Raw genomic sequence first — 22,357 nt, forward strand, 5'->3', positions numbered from 1 at the left:
GGAGCCGATTACGTCCCAGCCGGCGTACAAGGCAGCGCAAGCAGCATTGAAGCAGCAGGCTAACGGGGACGTACTCGACGCAGTACCGCCGGATACCTAAACCCCAATCCCAAACACACGCTGAAGCGGAAGCCACCGGGTGGCTCCCGCAACATCGGCGATCCCTACTTAGGAGCCAGCGCCACCTAAAATTTTGGTCACCAGGTTTAGGCGCGTGCTGGCGCCGAAGATGGTGATGAGGCGTGAGACATGCTTCTTCACGGCGGATTCCGAATAATGAGTGGCGGCGGCGATCTCTGAATTGGAGTTGCCGGCGAGGAGGAGCTTGAGGACGGCTATTTCGGCGTCGTGAAGCTCGTGGCTCTCAATGGCGGCGGCGACGGGATCGCGTGGGGTGGCAGGCTCACCGATGTAGTCGACCAAACGGTGCATGGCGGCGGGCGCCACGACGGTGCCACCTTCCACAGCGGCTCGAACCGCCTCAATGATGGAGCGCGGGCGTTGGTTCTTCAAGATATAACCCGCGCCGCCCGCCCGCAGGATCTTCAGCATCGTGTCATCCGAGTCGAAGGCGGTCACCGCCAAAAACGTCGGGGGATTCGGTCCGGAATTAAGGTGCTTGAGCAGCGTAATGCCGTCCATGTGCGGCATGTGAATATCGGCGAGGACGAGGTCCGGATTGACTTCTTCAATCTGCGCTAAGCAATCCGCACCATTGGTTGCCTCACCGACCACCGTGATGTCTTCGGTGGTCTGGAAATAGACGCGGAGCGTCGAGCGAACGAGCTCATCATCATCAACGAGGAAAACCCGAATGCTCATGGAGAAACAGTTTAGCCGCACCACCAGCGCTGGGGGCTGGTGGAGCAACGGAAGTGGTCGGCGAATTCGCTCGCGTACGACCTGTAGAAGGTGAATCCGGTGGACTCGGTGGTCTCAGCAGCAGCGTCAACGTTGGTTTCAGCGGGAGTCTCAGCAGCGCTGGCAATTGGTGCCGAGAACAGCGCGAGTGCTGCGGCGGCAACGGCGAGGGAAGTACGCATGTCGAACCTTTTAAAATCTAAGAAATAGCGGACTATCGGGCAATCTTACTATATTTTCCTTAGGCAGGCGGCCGGAAGAGAAAGGCGTGTGACCCAGAGATTGCCTTCTTTGCCGCTGCCGAAGCTGCCGTGCATCCTGCGAACACGGCGGGCGATTTCCCCCAAGCCCAGATTCGTCGTCATGTACTGGCGTGATTGTTGCGCCGCAATCTCGGAAGTGATCACGAGGTCGATGGATTTGGAGCTGCCGGTGGCCTCGATGCTCACACGGGATTCAGGGCGAGCGTACTTGAGGATGTTAATGGCGAGTTCAGAGAACACGAGGGAGAGCTTTTCCGGTAGCGCGAGCTCACCGTTCTTGCCTACATTGATCTGTGCTTCGCAGTGGAAGCCGTGGCTGCTCAGGAAGCTAACCATGGTGTCGAGGTCTTCTTCCAAGGACTTAACTCCCTGAGTCACGCTCTCATTCTTCATCACGCGCAATAGATCACGGACCTCGCCCATGGCCCGGCGGGCGTCGTTAGCAATCGCTTCCGCGGAGTCAGCCGCGGAAGGGTCCGTTTGGGTCAGCGCCAAGGTTTCGGAGCGCATGACCACGGAGGTTAGCGTCGCAGCCACCGAATCATGAAGGGCGGTCATCAGCGCCTCGCGTTGCTCGGCGGCGCGCTGTTCGGCGGCAAGACGCTGGTCCCGGTTTTTGCGCAGCGCGGCCCCAATGACGATGGCTACCGCATACAAGATGAGAGGCAGCGACAGGTTCAAGGGATCGAAATCCGGAAGATAGTTGTTCGCAGGATCCGTCGTGACGAGGTAGGTGTACGCCACCGCTGGAAGGACCGCCCACAGCCAGCGCGTGCGAAACGCCACGATGCCCACGATGACGGGGCTCCACGCCAAGAGCAGGAAAGACCGCCACTCCGAGAGCCACACCGTCAGCGCAAAAAGCGCACCGTACCCGCAGGCCGCCACAAGAGGGTAGCGGAGGGCCAGCGGCGTCAGCGTGACACCGAGGCCGGCGAGTACGAGTGCGCCAGGGGTGAGGAAGCTTTTGTCCACCGTGACGGTGAGCATCACCAGAATGATGCAGCCGACACCGGCGATGCTATAGAACCTCGAGGAGTTCATTGGCGGCGATGAAAACTAACGCCAGCCCATCGTCATCAACAGGCCGATGATGGCCAGGCCGAAGCCGATGCCGTAGTTCCACGGGCCCAGCTCCTGCATGAACGGAATGGACTCGCCCGCCAGGTAGTTCACGACCAGCCAGAGCAGGCCGAGGAGCATGAGGCCCAGCATGATGGCGATGTACCACTTCGGGGTGCCCTCAGAGTTGATCTTGACCGGGGTGCGGTTAGTAGCAGAGCTGGAGGACTGCGGGAGTGCGGAGCCCTCCGTCGTGATCTTGGACTTTGGCATTGTTACACCTTCACGAAGAATAGGGGGGTTAATCTGTGGAATACCTTAGCAGCTGCGGCAATTAGAGCTACTGCGGCAGCAGCGCCGCAGGGTCAAACTCCCAGAACCGGACGTGGATGGTCGCATCCTTGCGGATGACATCGCCGCGGCTTGCCGACGCCCACCCAATCTTGTCGCTGTCGATCGGGTTAGACGTTGGGATGCGCTCGCCCACGTCGAGGGAGCCAGACCAGCCCTTGGCGCGCAGCGCGGATTCGGCTTCCTGCTGGGTGGAATGCGTCAGGTCCGGTGCCTGGATGAGCATCGCGTTCGAGACCTCCAGGGTGACCTGGCTGCCCTTGGGCAGCTTCTGGCCCTTCTCGACGACCCTGAGCACCTGGTTTTCCGGAAGCTCAGAGTCCACCGAGTTCACGTTGACGTCAAAGTCCATGGAGGACAGCATCTCGACCGCGCGGTCACGATCCATACCGCTGACATCCGGGACGCTGACTTCCTTCTGCCCCTTGGAGACGGTGATCCGCACCTTCGAACCCTTGGACAGCTGCGTACCGCCCGCCGGGTTCTGGGAAATGATCTCGCCCGCAGGGGCCTCATCGTTCACCTGCTCGACGTCGGTGTGGAGCTCTAGCTCGGCTTCCTCCAGCGCGGCGGTGGCTTCATCCAGCTTCATGCCGGTGAGATCCGGGACCTCGGTGACCTCCTTGCCGGAGGACACCGTCAGCGTGACCGAGGAGTTCTTCTGCAGCTCTGAGCCTTCCGCAGGGTTGATGCGGATGACCTTGCCGCGCGGCACATCGGGGCTGGCTTCCTCGTTGATGCTTACCAGCAGGCCAAGCTTCTCTAGTTCCTCTACCACTTCGTTGCGCGGGCGGTTGGCCACCTTCGGGATAGTCACCATGTTCGCGCGCTGGGCTGCTTCATGCTGCTCCTGCTCGCGCTCGCGGGCCTCTTGGCGGGAGCTATCCCAAAAGTCCCAGGCAAAATAACCAATGATGGCGACGAGAGAGGCCGCGAGCAGCGCCGCCAGCCACTTCAGACCGGAGCCGGACTCATCGTCTTCAGAGGGACGAGTCGAGGCCACCGGTGCGCGGTGCTGCGCGGCCACGGGTGCCACCATCGTGGTGGGGTGATCCTCATCGTTGACGTGGGAGCGTGCTGCCTCCGGCAGCTGGCCCTGGGCCAAACGCTCGAGGTCATCGCCCATTTCCCAAGCAGATTGGTAGCGGTCCGCGGGGTGCTTGGCCATCGCCGTGAGCACGACGGCGTCGACGCCGAGGCGCTGCCGTTCCGTCAGCTCTTCGGTGATGAGCTCCGAGGGCGGTGCGGGATCCTCCTGCACATGCTGGTAAGCCACCGCAAAAGGTGTTTCACCTTCAAACGGCGTGCGGCCGGTAACCGTTTCATACATGACGCAGCCCAAAGCGTAGACGTCAGAGCGGGCGTCGGCAGGCTTGCCGCGGGCCTGTTCCGGCGAGAGGTACTGCGCGGTGCCGATCACCGCGGAGGTCTGCGTCATCGCGGACGTCGAATCATCCAGCGCGCGGGCGATGCCGAAGTCCATGACCTTCACCTGGCCGGTGTTGGTCAGCATGATGTTGGCCGGCTTAATATCGCGGTGGATAATCCCGGCCTCGTGGGAAGACTGCAGAGCGTCTGCCACCGGCTTGAGCACGCGCGCTGCCTCTTCGACCGGCATGGGGCCATCCTCACGGACGATGTCGCGCAAGGTGCGGCCCTGCACGTATTCCATGACGATGTAGGGCACCATCAGGCCATCGACGTCCTTTTCACCCGTGTCGAAGACGGCGACGATGTTCGGATGGTTGAGCTTGCCGGAATTCTGGGCCTCGCGGCGGAAACGCTCGCGGAAGTTGACGTCGCGCGCCATGTCGGGGCGCAGCATCTTGATGGCGACGGTGCGCCCCAAAACGGAGTCCTCGGCTTCGTACACCTCGGACATGCCGCCGGTGCCAATGGACTGGCGGAGGTGGTACCGATCACTGACCATGGTGGGTTACTGGCCTCCCTGTAGTGCGGATTCTTCGGTGGGGTTGCTCTGTGAGTCTAGTTCGGGCGCGGGCGTTGGGCTGTCATTGACCTGCGGTTGCGTCTCCTCCGTAGGGAACTCGGGCGGGTCCTGATGGGTCGTGTGTTCCGTGGTCACCGGCGGGGCGGGGATGACCGAGTGCGTCGTGGTAACGGTGACCCGGGTTGGTTCCTCCTCGACGGTGGTGATCTCGACAGTCTCGGGAGCTTCCGTTTCCTCTTCCTCTGTCGTCTCCGGCACAACCGTCTCGGTCACGATGACCTCCGTCGGCGCTGGTGGTGGGGTCGGTGCCGTGTTCCCCCACATCCGGTAGGCCATGAGTCCGACGGCCACGAGGGCGGCGATGGCCACGGCGATGAGCAACCCGGTGCCGAAACCACCTTTCTTGGCGGGGCGCTCCTCCGGCTCTGGTGTAGAAGGCTGGACGGCTGGCCGCACCGTGGTGGGGTGCGCCATGTTGGCCAGCATTTCCGTCGAGGCGGAGGGAGAAGGTTCAGCAGCGATGGGTGCGAGCGCCGCGGATTTGGGCTGCGGCGGGCGCTGGCCCTGGCGTACGGCCGAGATCGCATTGGTGAACTCGTTGCCATCAGCGAAGCGGGTGTTGGGGTCCTTGCGCAGGGCCATGCCGATCAGTTCCCGGGTGGGCGCGCTAATCGACGTCGACAAGGGCTCCGGCGCCTGACTAATGTGTGCCAGCGCCACCGATACCGAGGAATCACCGCTGAAGGGGCGCTTGCCGGCCAGCATCTCGTAGCCCACCACACCGAGTGAATAGACATCCGAAGTTGGGCCGACCTCGTAGCCCTGGGCCTGCTCGGGGGAGACGTACTGGGCGGTGCCGACGACCATGCCGGTGCGGGTCAGCGGCACGGCGGCGGCGGCCTTGGCGATGCCAAAGTCAGTGATCTTGACCTGCCCGTTTTGGGTAATCATGAGGTTGCCGGGCTTGATATCGCGGTGCACCAGGCCCATGTGGTGGATCACGGATAGGCCGTGGGAGGCCTGCTCCATGACGTCGAGCGCCAGGGTCTCCGGCAGCGCGCCCTCGCGTGCCAAGAGGTCTGCCAGGGATTCGCCGCGGATGTACTCCAGGGCCATGTAGCAGAAGGTGCGGCCGTTGTCCTCGAGCTCGCGGTAGTCGTAGGTGGCCACGACGTTCTCGGAATCGATGGACTCTGCCGCCTTGGCCTCGTTGCGGAAGCGCGAGAGAAACTCGTTGTTGTCGGAGAACTCGGGGCGCAGGACCTTGAGGGCGACTTCGCGGTCGTTGCGCACATCATCCGCCAGCCACACCGTGGACATGCCGCCGTGGCCGACGATCCACTGCAGCTGGTAGTCCTCACCGATCAGTTCTTGGAGGTGCTTTTTGTTATCTGCACTATTCACTACTGCTCACCTCCGTATGCGCGCAGGATGGCGCGGCCGATAGGCGCGGAGACCTGGCCGCCGGTGGCATTCTGGCCAAGGTGCCCGCCGTCCTTGACCACGACGCCCACCGCGATGTCCTTGTCCGGGTCGAAGGCCACGTACCATGCGTGCGGGGCGAGGCCCTCACCGTGCTCAGCGGTGCCGGTCTTCGAGGCAAAACCGTTTCCGTCGTAGCCGAAGGTGCTGCGCTCGGAAGCGAACATGAGGTCCTTGATGGTATTAGCCGTTTCTTCATCCACAGCTTCAGCGGCCTGGCGCGGTGTGGTGGTGCGCAGCTCATTCATTTGGGCATCGGTGATGCGGTTGACCAGGTAGGGCTCCATGCGCTTGCCCTTATTAGCCACGGTCCCGGCCATGATGGCTGCCTGGAGGGCGGACATGGTCACGTCGCGCTGGCCGATGGCGGATTGGGCGACTTGGGCGCCGTCGCCAAGCTCGCCGAGCGCGCCGGCGGAAGTATTAACACCCAACGAGTACTTCTCACCCACGCCGAAGCCTTCGGCGTACTTGCGCAGCTCATCGGCGCCGATGCTTTCCGACATCTGCACAAAAGCGGTGTTGCAGGACAGCGCGAAGGCCGTCTGCAGGGTGACGCTATCCGCGCCGCCGCAGGACTGGTTGCCGTAGTTGGTGAGCTCCGTGACGGTATCGGGCAGCGTAATGGACGCCGCGCCGGTCAGCGTGGAGTTCGGATTGAAACCGTTATTGAGGCCTGCGGCAGTCGTAATGATCTTGAAGATGGACCCGGGCGGAAGGGTGTCCTGCGTGGCGTGGTTGACCAGCGGGGTGCCTTCCTGGTTCTGCAGCTGCTCCCACTTCTCGCCGGCGTTATCACCGAGCAGGTCGGAGACGTTGAAGCTGGGGGAAGAGGCCATGGCCAAAATCTTGCCCGTCGAGGGCTGGATGGCCACGGCCGCGCCGTTATAACCCGGTCCAGCGAGCTGATCGTAGGCGGTTTGCTGCAGGGCCGGATCGACGGTGACCTCGACGTTCGCGCCCTTCTGCGGCTTGCCGGACAACATATCGAGCCAATTGCGCGCCAGCAGCGAATCATCCTTGCCATTGAGGATGTCATTCTGGGAGGCCTCCAGCTGGGAGGCGCCGAAGCGCTCCGACAGGTAGCCGGTGATATCAGCGAAGGCCGGGGAATCGGTGGGGTAGGAACGCGAGTAATTGCCGTTCTCATCCGCGGTGGACTGCGCCAAGACCGTATCGCCGGCGAAGATCTGGCCGCGCGGGGTCGTGCGCATTTCCAGATAGCCGCGAACATTCTTGGGGTTGTGGGCGTATTTATCCGTCGAAAACGCCTGCACCACCGTGAGGTTCACCAGGAGGACGGCGGTAAGGATCAGGGCAAAGAGGGAAACGAGGCGGATCGATCTATTCATCGCGTGGCCTCCTGGACGGCGGGGAACATGGACGTGTCAGTGGGTGCGTTTGAGCTCAGCTCGCGCGCCGGGCGGCGTGCCGCGTTGGAGATGCGCAGCAGGATGGCCAGCAGCATGTAGTTAGCCATGAGAGAGGAACCACCCGCAGACATGAACGGCGTGGTCAGGCCCGTCATGGGCAGCAGCGCGGAGATGCCGCCGGTAACGACGAAGACCTGCACGGCCAGCGTCAGGGCCAGCCCTGAAGAGACCAGCTTGCCGTAGGTATCGCGGCAGGTCAGCGCGGTGCGGAAGCCGCGGGAGACGAGCATGGCAAACAGCACAAGCACCGCGGCGAGGCCAACCAACCCGAACTCTTCACCGATTCCGGCCAGGATAAAGTCCGAATGCGCCACCGGCACCATGTCCGGGTGGCCCTGGCCTAGGCCGGTGCCGGTAATACCGCCGGAGGACATGCCGAAGAGCGCCTGGGAGAGCTGGTAGCCGGTGGAATCATAGTTAGCCAGCGGATCCAGGAAGTTGGAGAAGCGCTGCTGGATCTTCTCCGAGACCTGGTAGATGCCGAAGCCACCGATGCCCACGAGGATGACGCCAATGAGCAGCCAGCTCACGCGGTTGGTGGCCATAAAGAGCATGCCGAGCACGGTGCTAAACAGCAGCAGGGCTGGGCCGAAGTCATTGGAAATGCCCATGATGACAATCGCGATGCCCCAAATCACCAGGATGGGGGCGAGATCCCGCAGGCGCGGCAGGGAAATACCCAAGAACTTGTAGCCGGCCACCGTGAACAGCGAGCGCTTCTGGGTCAGCAGCATGGCGAAGAACAAAATCAGCAGGATCTTGGAGAACTCACCCGGCTGGATGGAAAAGGGTCCGAGCCACAGCCAGATGCGGGCGTCGACGCCCGGCGGCTGCGGCCACACCAGGGGCAAGGCGAGGAGGATCAGGCCCAGCGCGCCCAAGATATAGGAATACCGCGTCAGCGAGCGGTGATCTCGCAGGAGGACGAGCACCAGCGCGAAGAGGATGAGGCCCACGATGGTCCACATCACCTGCCGCACCGCCAGCCCGCCGCCATTAGCTAGATCGAGGCGCTGCAACAGAATGAGCCCGGTGCCGTTGAGCACCGCGACGATGGGCAGCATGAGCTGATCCGCATAGGGTGCCAGGAAACAGAGCACCAAGTGAGCGACAGCAAAGACGCCGATGAAACCGCCGATGAGGTAGAGCACATCGAGTGTCAGCACGTTGCCTTGGGACAGCTCAAGGCTGACCAAGGTGATGGCGAAAACCACGGTGGCCAGCACGAGCAGGCCGAATTCGGTGCCGCGGGAGAAGAATTTACTCACCTACTTCACCTCCCGGCAGTTTCCTTTGGACGCGCTCTTGTCATCTTTTCCGTCTTTTCCGTCCTTCGAGGCCTTCGGGCAAGGCTTGAGCGCCTTGTCCGAGAGCTGCGACAGCTGCGTTTGCACCTCGTCATAGGAGCCGGAGGGCAGGTTGCCCACAGCGGCACGTTCAGATTCGGGCAAATCCTTCAGCGTGAACGGCGCAAAGTCGCCCGCGCACTCTCCGTGCCCGAGCTTGAGCGCATTGTCCTTGCCTAGGCACGCATTCTGATAGGTGTGGTGCAGCGGGCGGCCAAAGATTTCATAATCCGCACCCTGCTGGATAGTGAGGGTGCCACCCTCATCCGTAGCCACGTAATAGTTATTGCCCAGATAATTCTTCATCCAGAGCCCGCCACTGACGACGAGCACGATGACGATGGCAAGGCACGCAATCACCTTCCACCCAATCCGGCTTCGCTGGGGCCGCCGCTGTGGGTCCTCCTGGGGCTTCTCCTCAGCGGCCTGGGCTTTTGGGGGCGAGATCAGCTTTGCGGCGCGGCTCGCGGAAGAATCCGGGTGCGTCGGCTCCGGAACAACACCTTGGATGGCGCCGACGGTGATGGGGGAGTCCTCGTCACCCTCCGCTTCCACGACCTCTGCCACCACAATGGTGACGTTGTCAGGGCCGCCGGAGCGCAGCGCTAGATCCCGCAGGGTGGTGGCGGCTTCCTCGACCGTGCCCTGCTTCAGCGCCTGCTCGATGGTAGAGGCCGTCACTGGATCCGAGAGGCCATCCGAGCACAACAGGAGGCGGTCGCCCGGTTCAGCATCGAGCATGAAGAGCGTCGGCTCTACCGGGCGGCCCGTGTAGGCCTTGAGGATCAACGACTTTTGTGGGTGGGAAGATACATCTTCTGGATCGAGCTTGCCCTCATCCACCAGGGACTGTACATAGGTGTCATCCTTAGTGATCTGGGTCAGCTTGCCCTCACGCAGCCGGTAGCCGCGGGAATCACCCACGTGGCACACGCCGAACTCGGAGCCGTTAAAAAGCAGGGCGGTCAGCGTGGTGCCCATGCCCTCCGTCTCCGGGTGCTCGTCCACGTGCTCGCGGATCGCCGCATTAGCGTCTTCCGCCGCCGCGCCGAGCAGGGCCAGCATGTCGTTATCGCCCGGATCACGCTCGAGGGAGGCCATGTGCTCCACCATGGTGGTGGAAGCGACCTCGCCGGCGGCGTGGCCACCCATGCCGTCGGCCAGCACCAGCAGGTGCGGGCCCGCGTGGGCGGAATCCTCATTGTTTTCGCGGACCAATCCGCGGTCCGTCACTGCAGTAAAAGTCAGGCTTAAAGTCATGCCATCAACCTCACGGTCGTTCGGCCAAGTTTGATATCGGAGCCGACTCCGACTCGTTCTGGCTGGTCAATGCGAACGCCACCAACAAAGGTGCCGTTGCGGGATTCGAGGTCCTCCACGAACCACTCGCTGCCCCTGCGGAAGAGGCGGGCGTGGTGGCCGGAGGAGAAATCATCACCGGTGACAAAGTCACAGTCTTGCGCGCGGCCCATCGTACAGTCTTCGAGCGTGCCCAGTTCCATGTGGGAACCGCGCAGCGGCCCGTCCACGATGGCGATTTCACGCGGCGCTTCGCGACGCTTCTGGGCCCCCTTCACCGGGGACGATGCCTGGTAGACGCCGGCGGCCTTATTGGCGTCGCGGCGCATGGCGTTGAGCGCGACCAAGATAAACAGCCACAGCAACACCAGCAGGCCGATGCGCAGCGAGAGCAGCACGATCGAATCCATGAAAAGTCCTTACGCTAAGAATCTGGGAACAATTGCCGGGCGGCTTAGTAGCCGTGGTCTTCGAGGCCGGTGATGCGCACCTCGATGTGGGAGTGACCGAGGGTGATCACGTCGCCGTCGGCAAGCAGCCAGTTCTCAATCGGGGTGTCGTTGACGGTGGTGCCGTTCGTGGACTGCAGGTCCACCAGCACGGCGTCCTGGCCGTTCCAGGTGATCTCCGCGTGCTGGCGGGAGACACCGGTATCCGGCAGGCGCAGGTCCGCGTCGTTGCTGCGGCCCAGAATATTGGAGCCCTCCTGCACGTGGTAGACGCGGGAGGAACCGTCCTGCAACATGAGCGTCACCGCCGGGCCCTGCGGCGCCGGCTGATTCGGGGTGGGGGCCATGAAGGCGGTGGTTGCGGCCTCGTCGGCGTTGTGCGGCTGGGTCATAGAGTCCTCCTGACCATGGTCGTGGTGGAAAATCGCATCGAATCCGGTTTCTTCGGTGGGCTCGTGATCCAAAAAAGAGGACACGCGCAACTGCCCAGTCCGCAGCCCCGACTCCTCCGCGATGCGGACGATGACCGGCCCGGCGAGGGACCAGCCACTGTTACGGATGAAGCGGGTGAGCTGATCAGCTAGATCCTTGGGAACATCCCGGTCCTGTGAGAGATTCTCGATGTCCTTGGAGGACACGCCGACGGTCATGACGTTGGGGCTATAAAGCTTGCCATCATCACCGCGGGACAGATTGTCTTGCGCCTCCTGCTTGAGAAGCTCCTCAATCTCTGCGGGGACGACTTTACCGCCGAAGACAAAGGCCATGCCGTTGTCCAGTCCGCGTTGCAAGGAAGAATCCAGCTTGGCGAGCTTGTCAAGAAATGCCATAGGGTAACGCCGTCCTCCTTTCGGGATGTTCAAGGGAGAGGTATAGCAGCGATCAGTATAGGTTGCTTTCCTCTATTTAACGTAGACGCGCGGCCTATAGTTCCCTGGAAAGTTCGGGTTTGCCAGCGGATTTGTAGAATCTGTTGGACTGCGTGCTAAGGTTAGCTAGTCGCCAAGACATCAATACCCTGCCCGGGTGGCGGAATTGGCAGACGCGCTGGCTTCAGGTGCCAGTGTCCTTATAGGACGTGCGGGTTCAAGTCCCGCCCCGGGCACGCTGAGCAGTTGAACAAACTGCGACACCGGAGGTAACAAACTCGAAAGAGTTCGTGACCTTCGGTTTCTTTGTTTCTCTGAACTTGAGCGGCCGGGATTTACATTCTAACTCCGCTCACCCCTAGCGGCAGTACCACCGCACTGCCCACAGAATGATGTCACGGGGGAAATGACGACCGGAGAAGATACCCATGGCTGTGATTATTTCACGTCGCTCTTCCTACTGCCCCAACTTTGCAACAGCACCCAAAGCCCTGGAATGAACTCCTGTCACCAGGGTCATTCCAGGGCATATTTCCCTGACTAAGAGAAGCAGTGACACAGAAGGCCTACCTCAGCGTGGGCCCTGTGGGCGTGCAGGTTCCGTGTGTGGCTGGTTTGCTTCGGCATGGTCGGCAGCGATTGATGACCGACTCTGGAGCGGGTGCCTTGTCTGGTCTCGCGGTTCAGGGTGGGTGGACTATTCGGCGGGTTGGATCTCGCTCTCGGTGACCCACTTGTGGTTGGTCATCGTCATCCCGTCGACGGTGAGATCAACCATGTAGACCGTCTCCTCGGTGGAGTAATCGATGGTGGCCTCAGCACCCTTCATGCCGGACATGTGCTCGGCATCCAGGACAACGCTCGCCCCGTCGGGCAGGGGGGCCTGACCCGGATCGACGAGCTCCTCATGGACGACCCAGCGGTGGTCGGTAACCGGGGCCCCACCCTCGGTGGGGGTGTAGCTGACCGAATAGGTCGTGGTGTCAAACGCCCTGGAAATGGTGGCTGTGGCCCCGTCCATGCCGGGCATGTGGTCAGCGGTGAGGATGACCTCGGTGCCCACCGGGTACGTGGGATCCTCGGCCTCTTCAATGCCTGCCGGCGGTGCCCCGCCGTCGGCAGGGTGGTCGTGCCCGCCGTGCCCTTCGTCGGCAGTGGTGGTGTCTTCCTGGTGGGTCTCGTTGGTCTCTGCGGTTGCCGTCGTGGTGCTGGTGGTGTCGGCATCGTCGGAGTTGTCGGTGGCGTCGCTGCAGGCGGTCAGCGCCAGGGTGGAGGTCAGTACCAAGGCGGCGAGGGTAATGCTGCGTTTCATGAGCGTTCCTTTCAAAGGTGGTGTGAGTTAGGGGTCGAGAGACAAGGTCAGTCAGTAACGGTTACGGGGGATATCGACCCACTGTGTTCCTCCTTCCCGTCGGTCGGAGCCAGGTGAGCCGGATCCAGATCAATGCGGCGCAACAGCTGGGCGTTCAGGGCCACCACGATGGTCGAGGCAGACATCAAGATCGCGCCCACGGCCGGGGACAGCACGAACCCGATCGAGGCGAGCACTCCGGCGGCCAACGGCACGGCGAGGATGTTGTAGCCAGAGGCCCAGATCAGGTTCTGGATCATCTTGCGATAGCTGGCCTGGGACAGCTCAATCATCGACAGCACTGCCCGCGGGTCATCACTGGCTAGGACCACCCCGGCAGATTCCATGGCCACATCCGTGCCGGCACCGATGGCGATACCGACTTCCGCGCGGGTCAGAGCGGGGGCGTCATTGACACCGTCACCGACCATGGCCACGCTCAAACCCTGGTCCTGCAGCTGCGTGACCTTGGTGTCTTTGTCCTGGGGCAGGACCTCGGCGAAGACCTCATCAATGCCTAGGTCCTGACCGACGGCGTGGGCCACCTGCTGGGCGTCGCCGGTGATCATCGCGACCTTCACCTCGCGGTCCTGCAGGGCTTTCACGGCGGCGCGGGATTCGGGGCGGATCTTGTCCTCGACGGCTACCGCACCGATGATCTGACCATCGCGGACAATATGGAGCACACCGGCCCCACGCCCGGTCCAGGCGCTGGTGGTGTCGGTGAGCTCGGCCGGGGTGGTGAGGTTGAACTCGCGCAGCATGTTCGGCCCGCCCACGAGGATCTCAGCGCCATCGACAGTGGCCCGGACCCCCCGGCCGGAGGCGGCGTTGAAACCAGTTGCACGGATTTGCCGACCGGAGGCCTCGGGATGGGCGGCCGCGGCCGCCACGATGGCGCGGGCCACGGGGTGCTCGCTGTCGGCCTCCGCGGCGGCGGCTAGGGCCAGCAGCTCGCCCTCGGTGACGCCGACAGCTGCCGCGATACCGGTGACCGCGTGCGCACCCTCGGTCAGGGTGCCGGTTTTGTCGAAGAGCACCACGTCGATGGTGCGCATCCGCTCGAGCGCCATCCGGTCCTTGATGAGCACCCCGGATTTCGCGGCCCGCTCGCTGGAGATCGCAATGACCAGCGGAATCGCCAGGCCCAGGGCATGCGGGCAGGCGATGACCAGCACCGTGACCGTGCGCACCACGACATCGTCCGGGCTGCCGATGATGGTCCACACCACCGCGGTGATCAGAGCGGAGATCAGCGCGAACCAGAACAATAACGCCGCCGCCCGATCCGCCAGGGCCTGGGCCCGGGAGGAGGACTCCTGGGCGTCGGCAACCATGCGTTGGATCCCGGCCAGGGCGGTGTCCCCGCCGGTAGCCTCCACCCGGATGCGGACGGTGTTGTCGGTGGCCACGGTACCGGCGACCACCTTGTCACCGGTGTCGCGGAAGACGGGACGGGATTCGCCGGTGATCATCGCCTCATCGAATTCGGCGGCTCCGTCGAGGATGGTTCCGTCGGCCGGCACCCGGGCACCGGCCCTCACCAGCACGACGTCGTCGACGACCAGCTCGGAGATGGCCACGGTGCGGGTGGTCCCGTCGATGACTTTCTCGGCCTCATCCGGCAGCAGGGCAGCCAGCGCGTCAAGCGCGGAGGACGCGGACCCGAGAGCGCGCATCTCCAGCCAGTGGCCCAGCAGCATGATGGTCACCAGCAGGGCCAGCTCCCACCAGAAGTCCAGGTCAAAACCGCCCAGCCCCAGAGTGGTGACCCAGGAGGCGACAAACGCCACGGTGATGGCCATGGCGATCAGGAGCATCATCCCGGGTTTGCGGGATTTCAGTTCTTTCCATCCACCCTTGAGGAAAGGCGTTCCGCCGTAGCCGAAGATGATCGTGCCTAGCACCGGGGGGATCCAGGTGGATCCGGGGAATGCCGGGAGGTGGTAGCCGAGCAGGTGGGTGACCATGGGACTGAAAATAGCGACGGGAATGGACAGAATCAGCGACCACCAGAAGCGGTCCCGAAACATTGCGGTGCTGTGTCCGGCGTGTTCGCCGTGACTATGAACGTGGTGGTCTTCGTCCAGGGCGGAGTGCGGGTGATCGTGGGGCATCGCCTGGCCGTGGGTGTCGGCATCTGCGTGGTGTTCGTGGCTGGCATGATCCGGGTGGTGGGTGTGGTCTGTTTCCGGAGCGGGGTGATCACCATGGTGATCACCCGAATGGTGGGGAGTGCTCATGACGTTCCTTTCGCTCAACCCGGTCGGGGTCGAGATGATGAGTAAAACTGATCAGGATAAGACGGTGTAGCCGGCCTCCTCGATGGCCCGGCGAACCATCTCCGGAGGTACGACACCGGTGACCGTGACGGTGGAAACACCACCAGCAGCGAGATCAATCTGGACGTCGTCGACCTGGGGGAGGGCCTGAAGGGCCTGGGTCACGCTTTTCGCGCAGTGCCCGCAGGTCAGGCCGGTGACCTGGTAGCTAGGGGAGGACCCTCCTGCTGACGAGTCGCTGGTGGCAGGGATGGAGGCGGTGTCGGCACGTGAGGCAGGTCCGCAACAGCTGCAGCCGTGGGAGGCCATCGGCAAGAGGCGGGGCGGGGAGGTGATCATGGGAAAGCTCCTTCGGTTCGGTGGGGTGCGGCGATGCCGCTCTCTAGCAGATACCCCCCGGGGGTATATTTTCAGCATACCCCAGGGGGGTATATTTTCAATGGGTCGAGGTCGCGGCCCTCACGCGGGGCAGGGTGTGGTCACCGAGCAGCCTCCTCACTGTCGGGAGGGGACAGCGGGAGGCGGAGGGCAAAGACCGCTCCGCGACCGGGGCCGGGGGAGGTGGCGGTGAGAGTGCCGCCGTGGGCCTCGATCAATGCCTTGGAGATGGTCAGACCGATACCGGCCCCGCCGTTGTCCCGGGTGCGGGCGGCATCCCCCCGGTAGAAGCGTTCGAAGATGTATCTGAGCTGGTCAGGTGGGATGCCCTCGCCGTCATCGGCGACGTGGATGAGTGCGGTGGACGCCCCCTGTCGGTGGACGCTGATCCGTACCTGCCCGCCGGCCGGGGTGTGCCGTAGCGCGTTCGACAGGAGATTGCTCATCACCTGGCCGAAGCGTTGCCGGTCCACGAGCACCCGGGCGGTGTCTGTAATGGTCTCGACCTGTAAATCGACGCCTTTGTCAGCATAAGCTTCCCCCGCGGCAGCAGCGGCGGTATGGAGCAGATTCCCGAGCCCTTCCTCCGCCAGGTCCAAATCGATCCGGTGTTCCTGGGCCCGGGAGACATCGTCGATGTCTTCCATCAACCGGGTCAGGCGGGTGAGTTGGTCAGCCATGATCGTGTGGGTGGCATTATTCCAGTCCACGACCCCGTCTTGGAGACCATCGAGGTAGACCGTGAGCACCGATAAGGGGGTGCCCATTTCGTGGGCCAGATCAGAGAGCATCTGGCGGCGGACCTGTTCGGTGTGTTCCAGCCGGTCGGCCATGGTGTTGAACGCATGCGCCAGGGTGGTGACCTCGGGGCCTGCTTTTCCGGCGGGCACGCGGATACGGGAGTTGCCGGCCGTCAGGCTGGTAGCGGCGCGGGTGAGATCCTGCAGGGGGGTGCGCAGACGACGCGATAACCACAGGCTGGCCAGCAGGGCGCTGATCAAGGCGGTGGGCAGGGCGACGGCCAGGGTGATCAGGTTGGCGCCCCGGTAGGCCTGCTCGGCATGGAACAGCTCCAGCGAGGGGTCCTCCTGGCCGGTCATCAACATATGATCATGGAACAGGGTCGGACCCACCATCGTGGCCACGGCCGCGGCCACCAGTAGGCTAATCACCACGACCAACACCTGGGCGGCCAGGAAGCGGAAGGTCAGGCCGGGTCCGTGATTCATGGTTGCCCCACCCGGTAGCCCACGCCACGCACGGTGTCGATAAACCCCCGGCCCCGGGTGTCGGTGCCGAGCTTGCGACGCAAGTTGCCGATGTGGACATCGACGATGCGTTCATCACCGACCCAGGTGGTGTCCCAGACCTCGGTGACCAGGTCGTGGCGGGTCAGCACCTGGCCGGGGCGCAGGGCCAGGGCAACCAGCAGCTCGAACTCCGTCCGGGTGAGCTCCACGGTCGTCTCCCCTACCCGCACCTGATGGGCGATGGGGTCAAGGATGAGGTCACCAACGATCAAGGGGGTGGTCACCTGCGGTGGGGTGGTGCTGGTGCGCGGGCGGCGTAGCACCGCATGCACCCGGGTCACCAGTTCCCGGATGCTAAAAGGTTTGGTGATGTAGTCATCCGCCCCCAGGGTCAAACCGCTGATCTTGTCGTCCTCGCTGCCACGGGCGGTGAGCATGAGGATGTAGCAGTCCGAGAAGGTGCGGATCCGTCGGCACACCTCCAGGCCGTCGAGTTCGGGCAGCCCCAGATCCAGCACCACAACATCGGGGGAAAAGCGACGGGTCTCGTCCACGGCCTGAGTGCCGGTGTGCGCCTGGCGGGTATCGAAGCCGGCCCGGATGAGGTAGGAGGCCACCATCTGAGCCAGGGGTTGTTCATCATCGACGACCAGCACCCGCCCCGGGGGCGTGGCGGTGGTCGGTGTGCGGTTAGCCATGGACCCCAGTATCGCTCCGGCCAGGGGGAATATCACCCTCGCTCAGTGCCCAGCGGGGAAATCTTCATCAAATCTTCAAACATCACCCTTCGACCGCCGTCACCCCTGCGCCCCACCCCGGGCCGGCGGCATCGCCTCCCCTGGTCGGTTCAGCAGGCGCCACCAGGGATTTCACTGCCTGCACCGCATACCCGGGGCGGGTAGAAGGACATCGCCCACGGCTGTGGGGTGGTGTCCCGGTGGTGACCCAGCCCACCGAATTCGCCCCCTTTTTCGCCCTGTTATAAGGCTGTGAGCAGGGGTTTTGATTTCTAGTCCGTCAGGCACCCGTGCTAGATAAAGGTATGGCATCGACCTTGAGGCGGTGTCTTCTCACGGTCTTACCACGATCCAAGGAGATTGACGTGAAACGAGCAGCGATCGCAGCCGCCGCCCTTGCCCTCGCCCTCACGGGGGTGTTCGGCCGCCGACCCGGAACCCACCGCCGACGGGACGGTGTCCCAGGATACATTCCTGACTACCCATGGCCTGGCCGGCATGGACGCGGTGGAGATCATTGATCACCTCGACCGGCAGAAGGTCACGGAGCGTCCCACGGATCTGATCGCCTCAGTGCGTGCCGATGAACTGCTGCTCTCGAGCGATGACCAGGAAGTCGTGGTCGATCTTCCCGACAATCAGACGTATGTCTCGATCGCACCCTATCTCACCTCCACCCACGACTGCTTCTACCACAGCCTCACGACCTGCCTGGGGGAACTCGACAATGAGGATATCCAGGTCACGATCACCGATGAGGCGACCGGTGAGGTGCTGGTGGACGAGGCGACAACCACCTTCGACAACGGGTTTATTGGCTTCTGGCTTCCCGATGATGCCGCCGGCCTGATTGAGGTCAGCTACCAGGGGCGTACCGGCACCACGGAGTTTTCCACCGCCGACGACGGTGCCACCTGCGTCACAGACCTGCGCCTGACGTGATGGCTCAGCAGGGTCCTCACCTGCACCTGTCTCCCGTGTCACTGAAATCTAGCACCAAGGAAGGTTAAATCATGATGAACGCGTTTCCCCGACGACAGTTTCTGCTCGGCGGGCTCGTCCTCGCCGGCACCGGGGCCGTGGCCGCCTGCACCAGCGACCCTGGACCCGCTGCCTCGGCACCAGGTTCCTCTCTTCGCCCCACTCCCACCCCCACTGCGCTCGGTGAGCCGACGGTGCGCCGGACACTGACCGCCCGGCCCCTCTCTCTGGATATCGGCGGCATCGAAGCCAAGACGTGGGGATACGTCTCTGACACCGAGGATACGGCCATTGAGGCCACCGTCGGCGACGTCCTCCAGGTCGATATCACCAATGAACTGCCTGAGAGCACCTCCATCCACTGGCATGGCATCGCACTCCACAACGCAGCCGACGGTGTGCCCGGCATGACCCAGGACCCCATTGAACCTGGCGAGTCTTTCTCCTATGTTTTTGAAGTCCCCCACGGTGGCACCTACTTCTACCATTCCCACTCCGGCCTGCAGCTTGATCGCGGCCTCCACGCCCCACTGATCGTCCGTGACCCGCAAGACGCTGAGGACCAGGACGTCGAGTGGACCATCGTGCTCGACGACTGGGTCGATGGCATTCAGGGCACTCCCGACGATGAGCTCGACAAGCTCACCGGAATGGGCTCGGGCGACCATAACGGGAAGAAGGGGATGGGAGGCCACGGCCATATGATGCACGGCACCCCGGACCGGGTACTGGGCGGGGATGCCGGCGATGTGATGTATCCGCACTACCTCATCAACGGACGTATCCCCCGTGCTCACCGGACCTTCGAGGCTCGCCCGGGTGACAAGGCCCGCCTGCGGTTTATCAACTCCGGCGGTGACACCATATTCAAGGTGGCCCTCGGTGGTCACCGCATGACCGTCACCCACACCGACGGCTTCCCCGTCCAGCCCCGGGAGACCGAATCGATCTACCTGTCGATGGGCGAGCGTGTCGACGTCGAGGTCATCCTCGGCGACGGCATCTTCCCGCTCACGGCTTTGGCAGTGGGTAAAGACGACCGCGCCTTCGCCGTCATCCGCACCGCCGGCGGCCAGGCCCCTCACCCCGATGTCGACTTCCCCGAGTTGTCGTCCACCGGACTGCTTCTGTCCTCCCTGAAGCCAGCAGACCGTGCACTCCTGCCCGAGGACACACCAGACCGAGAAGTCAGCATCGACCTGGGCGGGCAGATGATGCCGTATGAATGGAGCATTCTCACCGACGGCCAATCCTCCTCCGCGACCGTGCAGGCGGGCCAGCGCCTGCGGATGGTCATGCGCAACAGGACCATGATGCCCCATCCCATGCACATCCACGGTCACACGTGGGCGCTGCCCGGCAGCGGCGGGCTACGCAAGGACACCGTCCTTCTCCGCCACGGTGAAACCATGATCGCCGACCTGATCTCTGACAACCCCGGTGAGTGGGCATTTCACTGCCATAACGCCTATCACATGGAAACCGGGATGTTCAGCTCGCTTCGCTACGAGTAACCCGGCTCTTTTCCGCTTTGTCCTGCGGTATACAGCTAAGGTCGTTGTGCCCGTATATCGGGGACTCGGGAATTGTCCTTGATCCATGCTTCGGCATGAGGATCAATAAAGCTTGCCACCATTTGGATGGCGTTATCAACGGAGTCAAGATCTTCAAACTGCTGTCTGCTGCCAGGGGTTTTCTTCAACGCCTTCTTAACCTGAGGCCAGACGCTCGCCTGATAGTGACTACTCAAGAGGAAACGCCAGAAGTCGAAGCTGAGTTCAGCGATGATTTTTCCTGGTGGTGCACCTTCCTTCCCGGCCCGTTTCTTCGCTTTGCGGATATTCTTCTTCGCTGCATCGTTGAAAGGGATTCGATCGTCGTCAAACCATCGCTCGCCGTACCTTCCGGTTAGGGCATTGTGAATGCTATTTCGGAGGAGTACTTCGAGGTGTTCGATGTCTGCGAGATAGGTTTTCGTGAGGTGAGTATTCCAAAGGTAGAGCGTTTCTGGTGATGGATGATCGGCGTACCTGCTCATTCGCGCAGATGAAAACCACTGGGACAGCTGTACTTGGGCTGGGCTTGGATTATCCATATGGATATGATAATGTGCGCTTTGAAAACCCCGGAACGATCCCTGCACTACGAAAGTAGGAGTAAATCGCCGGGGTTATTGATATCTTCGGGGAATTATAGCGGCCAGAAATTCGAAGTTTTTCGCCCTTATTTACCGTGAATGACAGCGACAGATTTGTGATCCCTTGGGCTTGGGAGTTGTGGCAGTAGCAGCTACCTTTGAAGGATGATTACTAATGAACTCCGAGAACTACTGACCGCAGCCACGACCCATGCGCAGCGTTTCCACGACGGGGTAGATCACACCGTAGCCGCAGCCCTCCTGACCGAATCCGGCAAACACGTGCTCGGTTTAAACGCATATCATTTTCTCGGTGGCCCCTGTGGTGAAATCTCGGCCTTAGCTAACCACGCTGCTAGTCATCCAGAGGATCCGATCCGAGCGGTAGTCGCCGTCCACGGTCCGACTGGCCAGGTGCTTTCGCCCTGTGGAAAGTGCCGCCAAGTGCTATTTGATACTGATCCGTCTATCCGGTGCATCGTGCGCGGAAGCAATGGACTTGAAGCACTCACTGTGGAAGAGCTCTTACCGTTCGCATATAACTGGCGTGACATGGACAAAGAGCAACGCATCTATATGTGGGAAGGTTACGAGGAATCAATTCGAAGCGGAGAAAAGCAACAAACCATTCGGGTGGATGATCCCTTCCATGAAGGAAGCGCCCAGATTGTCTTTGAGAAAGAATCCGGAGAGGTCGTCACCATTCCCGCAGCGGTCACGTCAGTTGTTTCTACCCAGCGGAGGTCCTTGACGGAGGAACAAGCCCGAAGAGATGGCTTTGGCTCTCTTGCTGAGCTTCATGAAGCGCTTGATACTCACTATCCCGGATTAGCTGAGGACGACGAAGTCGACGTCGTTGAGTTCACGCTCCGCAAGGCTTAAAAGCTTTGGCGAAGCCCACGCGGAAATGATTTTACCTAGACTGTCGGTATGTTCGGCCCCGCTTCCGCCCTGCCACCGCGGCTTATAGATTTCCCTGTGCTGCGGTTACCGTTTGTGGAGTTCGTGCTTGTTGGGCTGCTGGTGGCCCTCTTTTTCGTCGATACGCAAGGAACTGATGCTGAGAGTGGCTTCCTTGCAGTCTTTGTGCTTCTTCCCGCACTCGTGTTTCTGGGAATTGCTTACCTTGTTTCCCTGCCCATGCAGCGGAAGGTCATTACAGATTTCCGCCTGGATGCCGTTTTCGTCGTTATCGGGGCGGTTGGTCTCTTCGGCTGGATCGAGCAGATGCTCATCGCTTTGCCCTTCCTGTGCTGCCTACCCGTGGGGCTTTCAGCACTGATTCGCAGAGGCATCGCCTTTGCGTTGTGGAAGAAGGGTAAAGGCCCTCAACTGCCGGAATGAGGTTACGCGCTTTGCCAGCGCATCCTGCCATCAGAAGCAGGTGCGCACGTCATCGGGACACCTCTCTTTGATACGCCGCTTCCGCCGCTGCAATACGCACCGGGATGAACGTAGTTCTCCTGCACGGCGGGTGCTTCATACACCGCGGCGGCTTCTTGAACTGGAGGATTCGCAGCCAGCATCTCGTCTGAGCACTGTTGCGTCCAGCCAGAGGTTCCATCGCTGAAGAATGTCGTTCCGGTTTCGTGCAGCGAAGGGTCTCCACACGATGCGATGGTTTTCTCCATCGGAGTAGGCTGCGCCGCGCCGGGGGCCTCGGTGAAGCCGATGACTTCCTCTTGTGGTTGATCTATGTTGACGCCTTCGACGTTTTCCTCCGTAGCGGGGAGGGTGGGCTGTGGGCCCTCTTCTGCTGTTTCGGCAGTGGTGCTGGCTGTGCTTGTCGACGGCCCACTGTTACTCGTCGAGGTATTCGTGGAAGGTTCGAGGTCGAGGGAACAGCTGTTCAGAAGACTGAAATGGTAGCGGTGT

General features: G+C 62.2%; 21 protein-coding genes, 1 tRNA gene and 1 pseudogene. 5 read left to right on the forward strand and 18 right to left on the reverse strand.

Annotated elements, in window-relative coordinates; genetic code table 11:
- Nucleotides 1–168 precede the first annotated feature (168 nt).
- The 11 genes from HMPREF2635_RS01900 to HMPREF2635_RS01950 form a co-directional block, all read right to left on the reverse strand.
- Nucleotides 169–822, reverse strand: a complete 654-nt coding sequence (locus HMPREF2635_RS01900; protein ID WP_049156612.1) for a response regulator — start codon at nt 820–822, stop codon at nt 169–171.
- 11 nt (nt 823–833) lie between these two features.
- Nucleotides 834–1,043 (reverse strand): hypothetical protein, encoded by a 210-nt coding sequence (locus tag HMPREF2635_RS01905; protein WP_049156615.1) that lies wholly within the window; start codon nt 1,041–1,043, stop codon nt 834–836.
- Nucleotides 1,044–1,091: 48 nt separating this feature from the next.
- Nucleotides 1,092–2,168 (reverse strand): sensor histidine kinase, encoded by a 1,077-nt coding sequence (locus tag HMPREF2635_RS01910; protein WP_070512845.1) that lies wholly within the window; start codon nt 2,166–2,168, stop codon nt 1,092–1,094.
- A gap of 15 nt (nt 2,169–2,183) precedes the next feature.
- Complete coding sequence (gene crgA, locus HMPREF2635_RS01915; protein WP_010188168.1) at nt 2,184–2,459, reverse strand: cell division protein CrgA; 276 nt, start codon at nt 2,457–2,459, stop codon at nt 2,184–2,186.
- 67 nt (nt 2,460–2,526) lie between these two features.
- Complete coding sequence (gene pknB / locus HMPREF2635_RS01920) at nt 2,527–4,467, reverse strand: Stk1 family PASTA domain-containing Ser/Thr kinase (RefSeq protein ID WP_070702540.1); 1,941 nt, start codon at nt 4,465–4,467, stop codon at nt 2,527–2,529.
- 6 nt (nt 4,468–4,473) lie between these two features.
- Entirely contained in the window at nt 4,474–5,892 is a 1,419-nt protein-coding gene (locus tag HMPREF2635_RS01925) for a serine/threonine-protein kinase (RefSeq protein ID WP_049156622.1), read from the reverse strand.
- Entirely contained in the window at nt 5,892–7,322 is a 1,431-nt protein-coding gene (locus HMPREF2635_RS01930) for a penicillin-binding transpeptidase domain-containing protein (RefSeq protein WP_070702538.1), read from the reverse strand. Before HMPREF2635_RS01930 ends, HMPREF2635_RS01925 begins: the two co-directional genes overlap by 1 nt.
- Nucleotides 7,319–8,671, reverse strand: coding sequence for an FtsW/RodA/SpoVE family cell cycle protein (locus HMPREF2635_RS01935; RefSeq protein ID WP_070702536.1), 1,353 nt, complete (start codon nt 8,669–8,671; stop codon nt 7,319–7,321). The genes HMPREF2635_RS01930 and HMPREF2635_RS01935 overlap by 4 nt, the downstream gene beginning before the upstream one ends.
- Nucleotides 8,672–10,009, reverse strand: a complete 1,338-nt coding sequence (locus HMPREF2635_RS01940) for a protein phosphatase 2C domain-containing protein (RefSeq protein WP_070702534.1) — start codon at nt 10,007–10,009, stop codon at nt 8,672–8,674. It abuts the gene before it with no gap.
- Complete coding sequence (locus tag HMPREF2635_RS01945) at nt 10,006–10,458, reverse strand: FHA domain-containing protein FhaB/FipA (protein WP_070821188.1); 453 nt, start codon at nt 10,456–10,458, stop codon at nt 10,006–10,008. The genes HMPREF2635_RS01940 and HMPREF2635_RS01945 overlap by 4 nt, the downstream gene beginning before the upstream one ends.
- A gap of 44 nt (nt 10,459–10,502) precedes the next feature.
- Nucleotides 10,503–11,327: a DUF3662 and FHA domain-containing protein gene (locus HMPREF2635_RS01950; protein WP_046648646.1), complete on the reverse strand. Its 825-nt coding sequence runs from the start codon at nt 11,325–11,327 to the stop codon at nt 10,503–10,505.
- Nucleotides 11,328–11,517: 190 nt separating this feature from the next.
- On the opposite strand from HMPREF2635_RS01950, the gene HMPREF2635_RS01955 reads away from it, so the two are divergent.
- Nucleotides 11,518–11,602, forward strand: a tRNA-Leu gene (locus tag HMPREF2635_RS01955).
- A 461-nt stretch (nt 11,603–12,063) separates the two neighbouring features.
- Here the strand turns inward: HMPREF2635_RS01955 and HMPREF2635_RS01960 are convergent.
- From HMPREF2635_RS01960 to HMPREF2635_RS01985, 5 genes are all read right to left on the reverse strand, one after another.
- Nucleotides 12,064–12,678 (reverse strand): YdhK family protein, encoded by a 615-nt coding sequence (locus tag HMPREF2635_RS01960; protein WP_049156630.1) that lies wholly within the window; start codon nt 12,676–12,678, stop codon nt 12,064–12,066.
- A 47-nt stretch (nt 12,679–12,725) separates the two neighbouring features.
- Complete coding sequence (locus HMPREF2635_RS01965; RefSeq protein WP_083321272.1) at nt 12,726–14,960, reverse strand: copper-translocating P-type ATPase; 2,235 nt, start codon at nt 14,958–14,960, stop codon at nt 12,726–12,728.
- A gap of 51 nt (nt 14,961–15,011) precedes the next feature.
- Entirely contained in the window at nt 15,012–15,338 is a 327-nt protein-coding gene (locus HMPREF2635_RS01975) for a heavy-metal-associated domain-containing protein (RefSeq protein ID WP_049156640.1), read from the reverse strand.
- A 140-nt stretch (nt 15,339–15,478) separates the two neighbouring features.
- Nucleotides 15,479–16,606 (reverse strand): sensor histidine kinase, encoded by a 1,128-nt coding sequence (locus HMPREF2635_RS01980; RefSeq protein WP_049156643.1) that lies wholly within the window; start codon nt 16,604–16,606, stop codon nt 15,479–15,481.
- Nucleotides 16,603–17,325, reverse strand: coding sequence for a response regulator transcription factor (locus tag HMPREF2635_RS01985; protein ID WP_118781224.1), 723 nt, complete (start codon nt 17,323–17,325; stop codon nt 16,603–16,605). Before HMPREF2635_RS01985 ends, HMPREF2635_RS01980 begins: the two co-directional genes overlap by 4 nt.
- Before the next feature lie 404 nt (nt 17,326–17,729).
- Between HMPREF2635_RS01985 and HMPREF2635_RS01990 the strand changes: the two are divergent.
- Both HMPREF2635_RS01990 and HMPREF2635_RS01995 read left to right on the forward strand, forming a co-directional pair.
- Nucleotides 17,730–18,306 (forward strand): annotated as a pseudogene (locus tag HMPREF2635_RS01990) (CueP family metal-binding protein).
- Nucleotides 18,307–18,377: 71 nt separating this feature from the next.
- Complete coding sequence (locus HMPREF2635_RS01995) at nt 18,378–19,859, forward strand: multicopper oxidase family protein (protein WP_049156651.1); 1,482 nt, start codon at nt 18,378–18,380, stop codon at nt 19,857–19,859.
- A 35-nt stretch (nt 19,860–19,894) separates the two neighbouring features.
- Here the strand turns inward: HMPREF2635_RS01995 and HMPREF2635_RS02000 are convergent, their stop codons facing one another.
- Nucleotides 19,895–20,440 (reverse strand): hypothetical protein, encoded by a 546-nt coding sequence (locus HMPREF2635_RS02000; RefSeq protein WP_070821190.1) that lies wholly within the window; start codon nt 20,438–20,440, stop codon nt 19,895–19,897.
- A 207-nt stretch (nt 20,441–20,647) separates the two neighbouring features.
- Between HMPREF2635_RS02000 and HMPREF2635_RS02005 the strand changes: the two genes are divergently transcribed.
- Both HMPREF2635_RS02005 and HMPREF2635_RS02010 read left to right on the forward strand, forming a co-directional pair.
- Nucleotides 20,648–21,364 (forward strand): ASCH domain-containing protein, encoded by a 717-nt coding sequence (locus HMPREF2635_RS02005; protein ID WP_070512821.1) that lies wholly within the window; start codon nt 20,648–20,650, stop codon nt 21,362–21,364.
- 48 nt (nt 21,365–21,412) lie between these two features.
- The gene (locus HMPREF2635_RS02010; protein ID WP_070512818.1) at nt 21,413–21,826 is read left to right on the forward strand and encodes a hypothetical protein; all 414 of its coding nucleotides are present in this window, start codon (nt 21,413–21,415) and stop codon (nt 21,824–21,826) included.
- 2 nt (nt 21,827–21,828) lie between these two features.
- Here the strand turns inward: HMPREF2635_RS02010 and HMPREF2635_RS12840 are convergent, their stop codons facing one another.
- A complete protein-coding gene (locus HMPREF2635_RS12840; protein WP_083321273.1) occupies nt 21,829–22,335 on the reverse strand; it encodes a hypothetical protein in 507 nt (168 codons plus the stop codon).
- Nucleotides 22,336–22,357 lie beyond the last annotated feature (22 nt).

Origin of the sequence: Corynebacterium sp. HMSC035E02 (assembly GCF_001836065.1) — a bacterium.
Lineage (GTDB): Bacteria > Actinomycetota > Actinomycetes > Mycobacteriales > Mycobacteriaceae > Corynebacterium > Corynebacterium hiratae.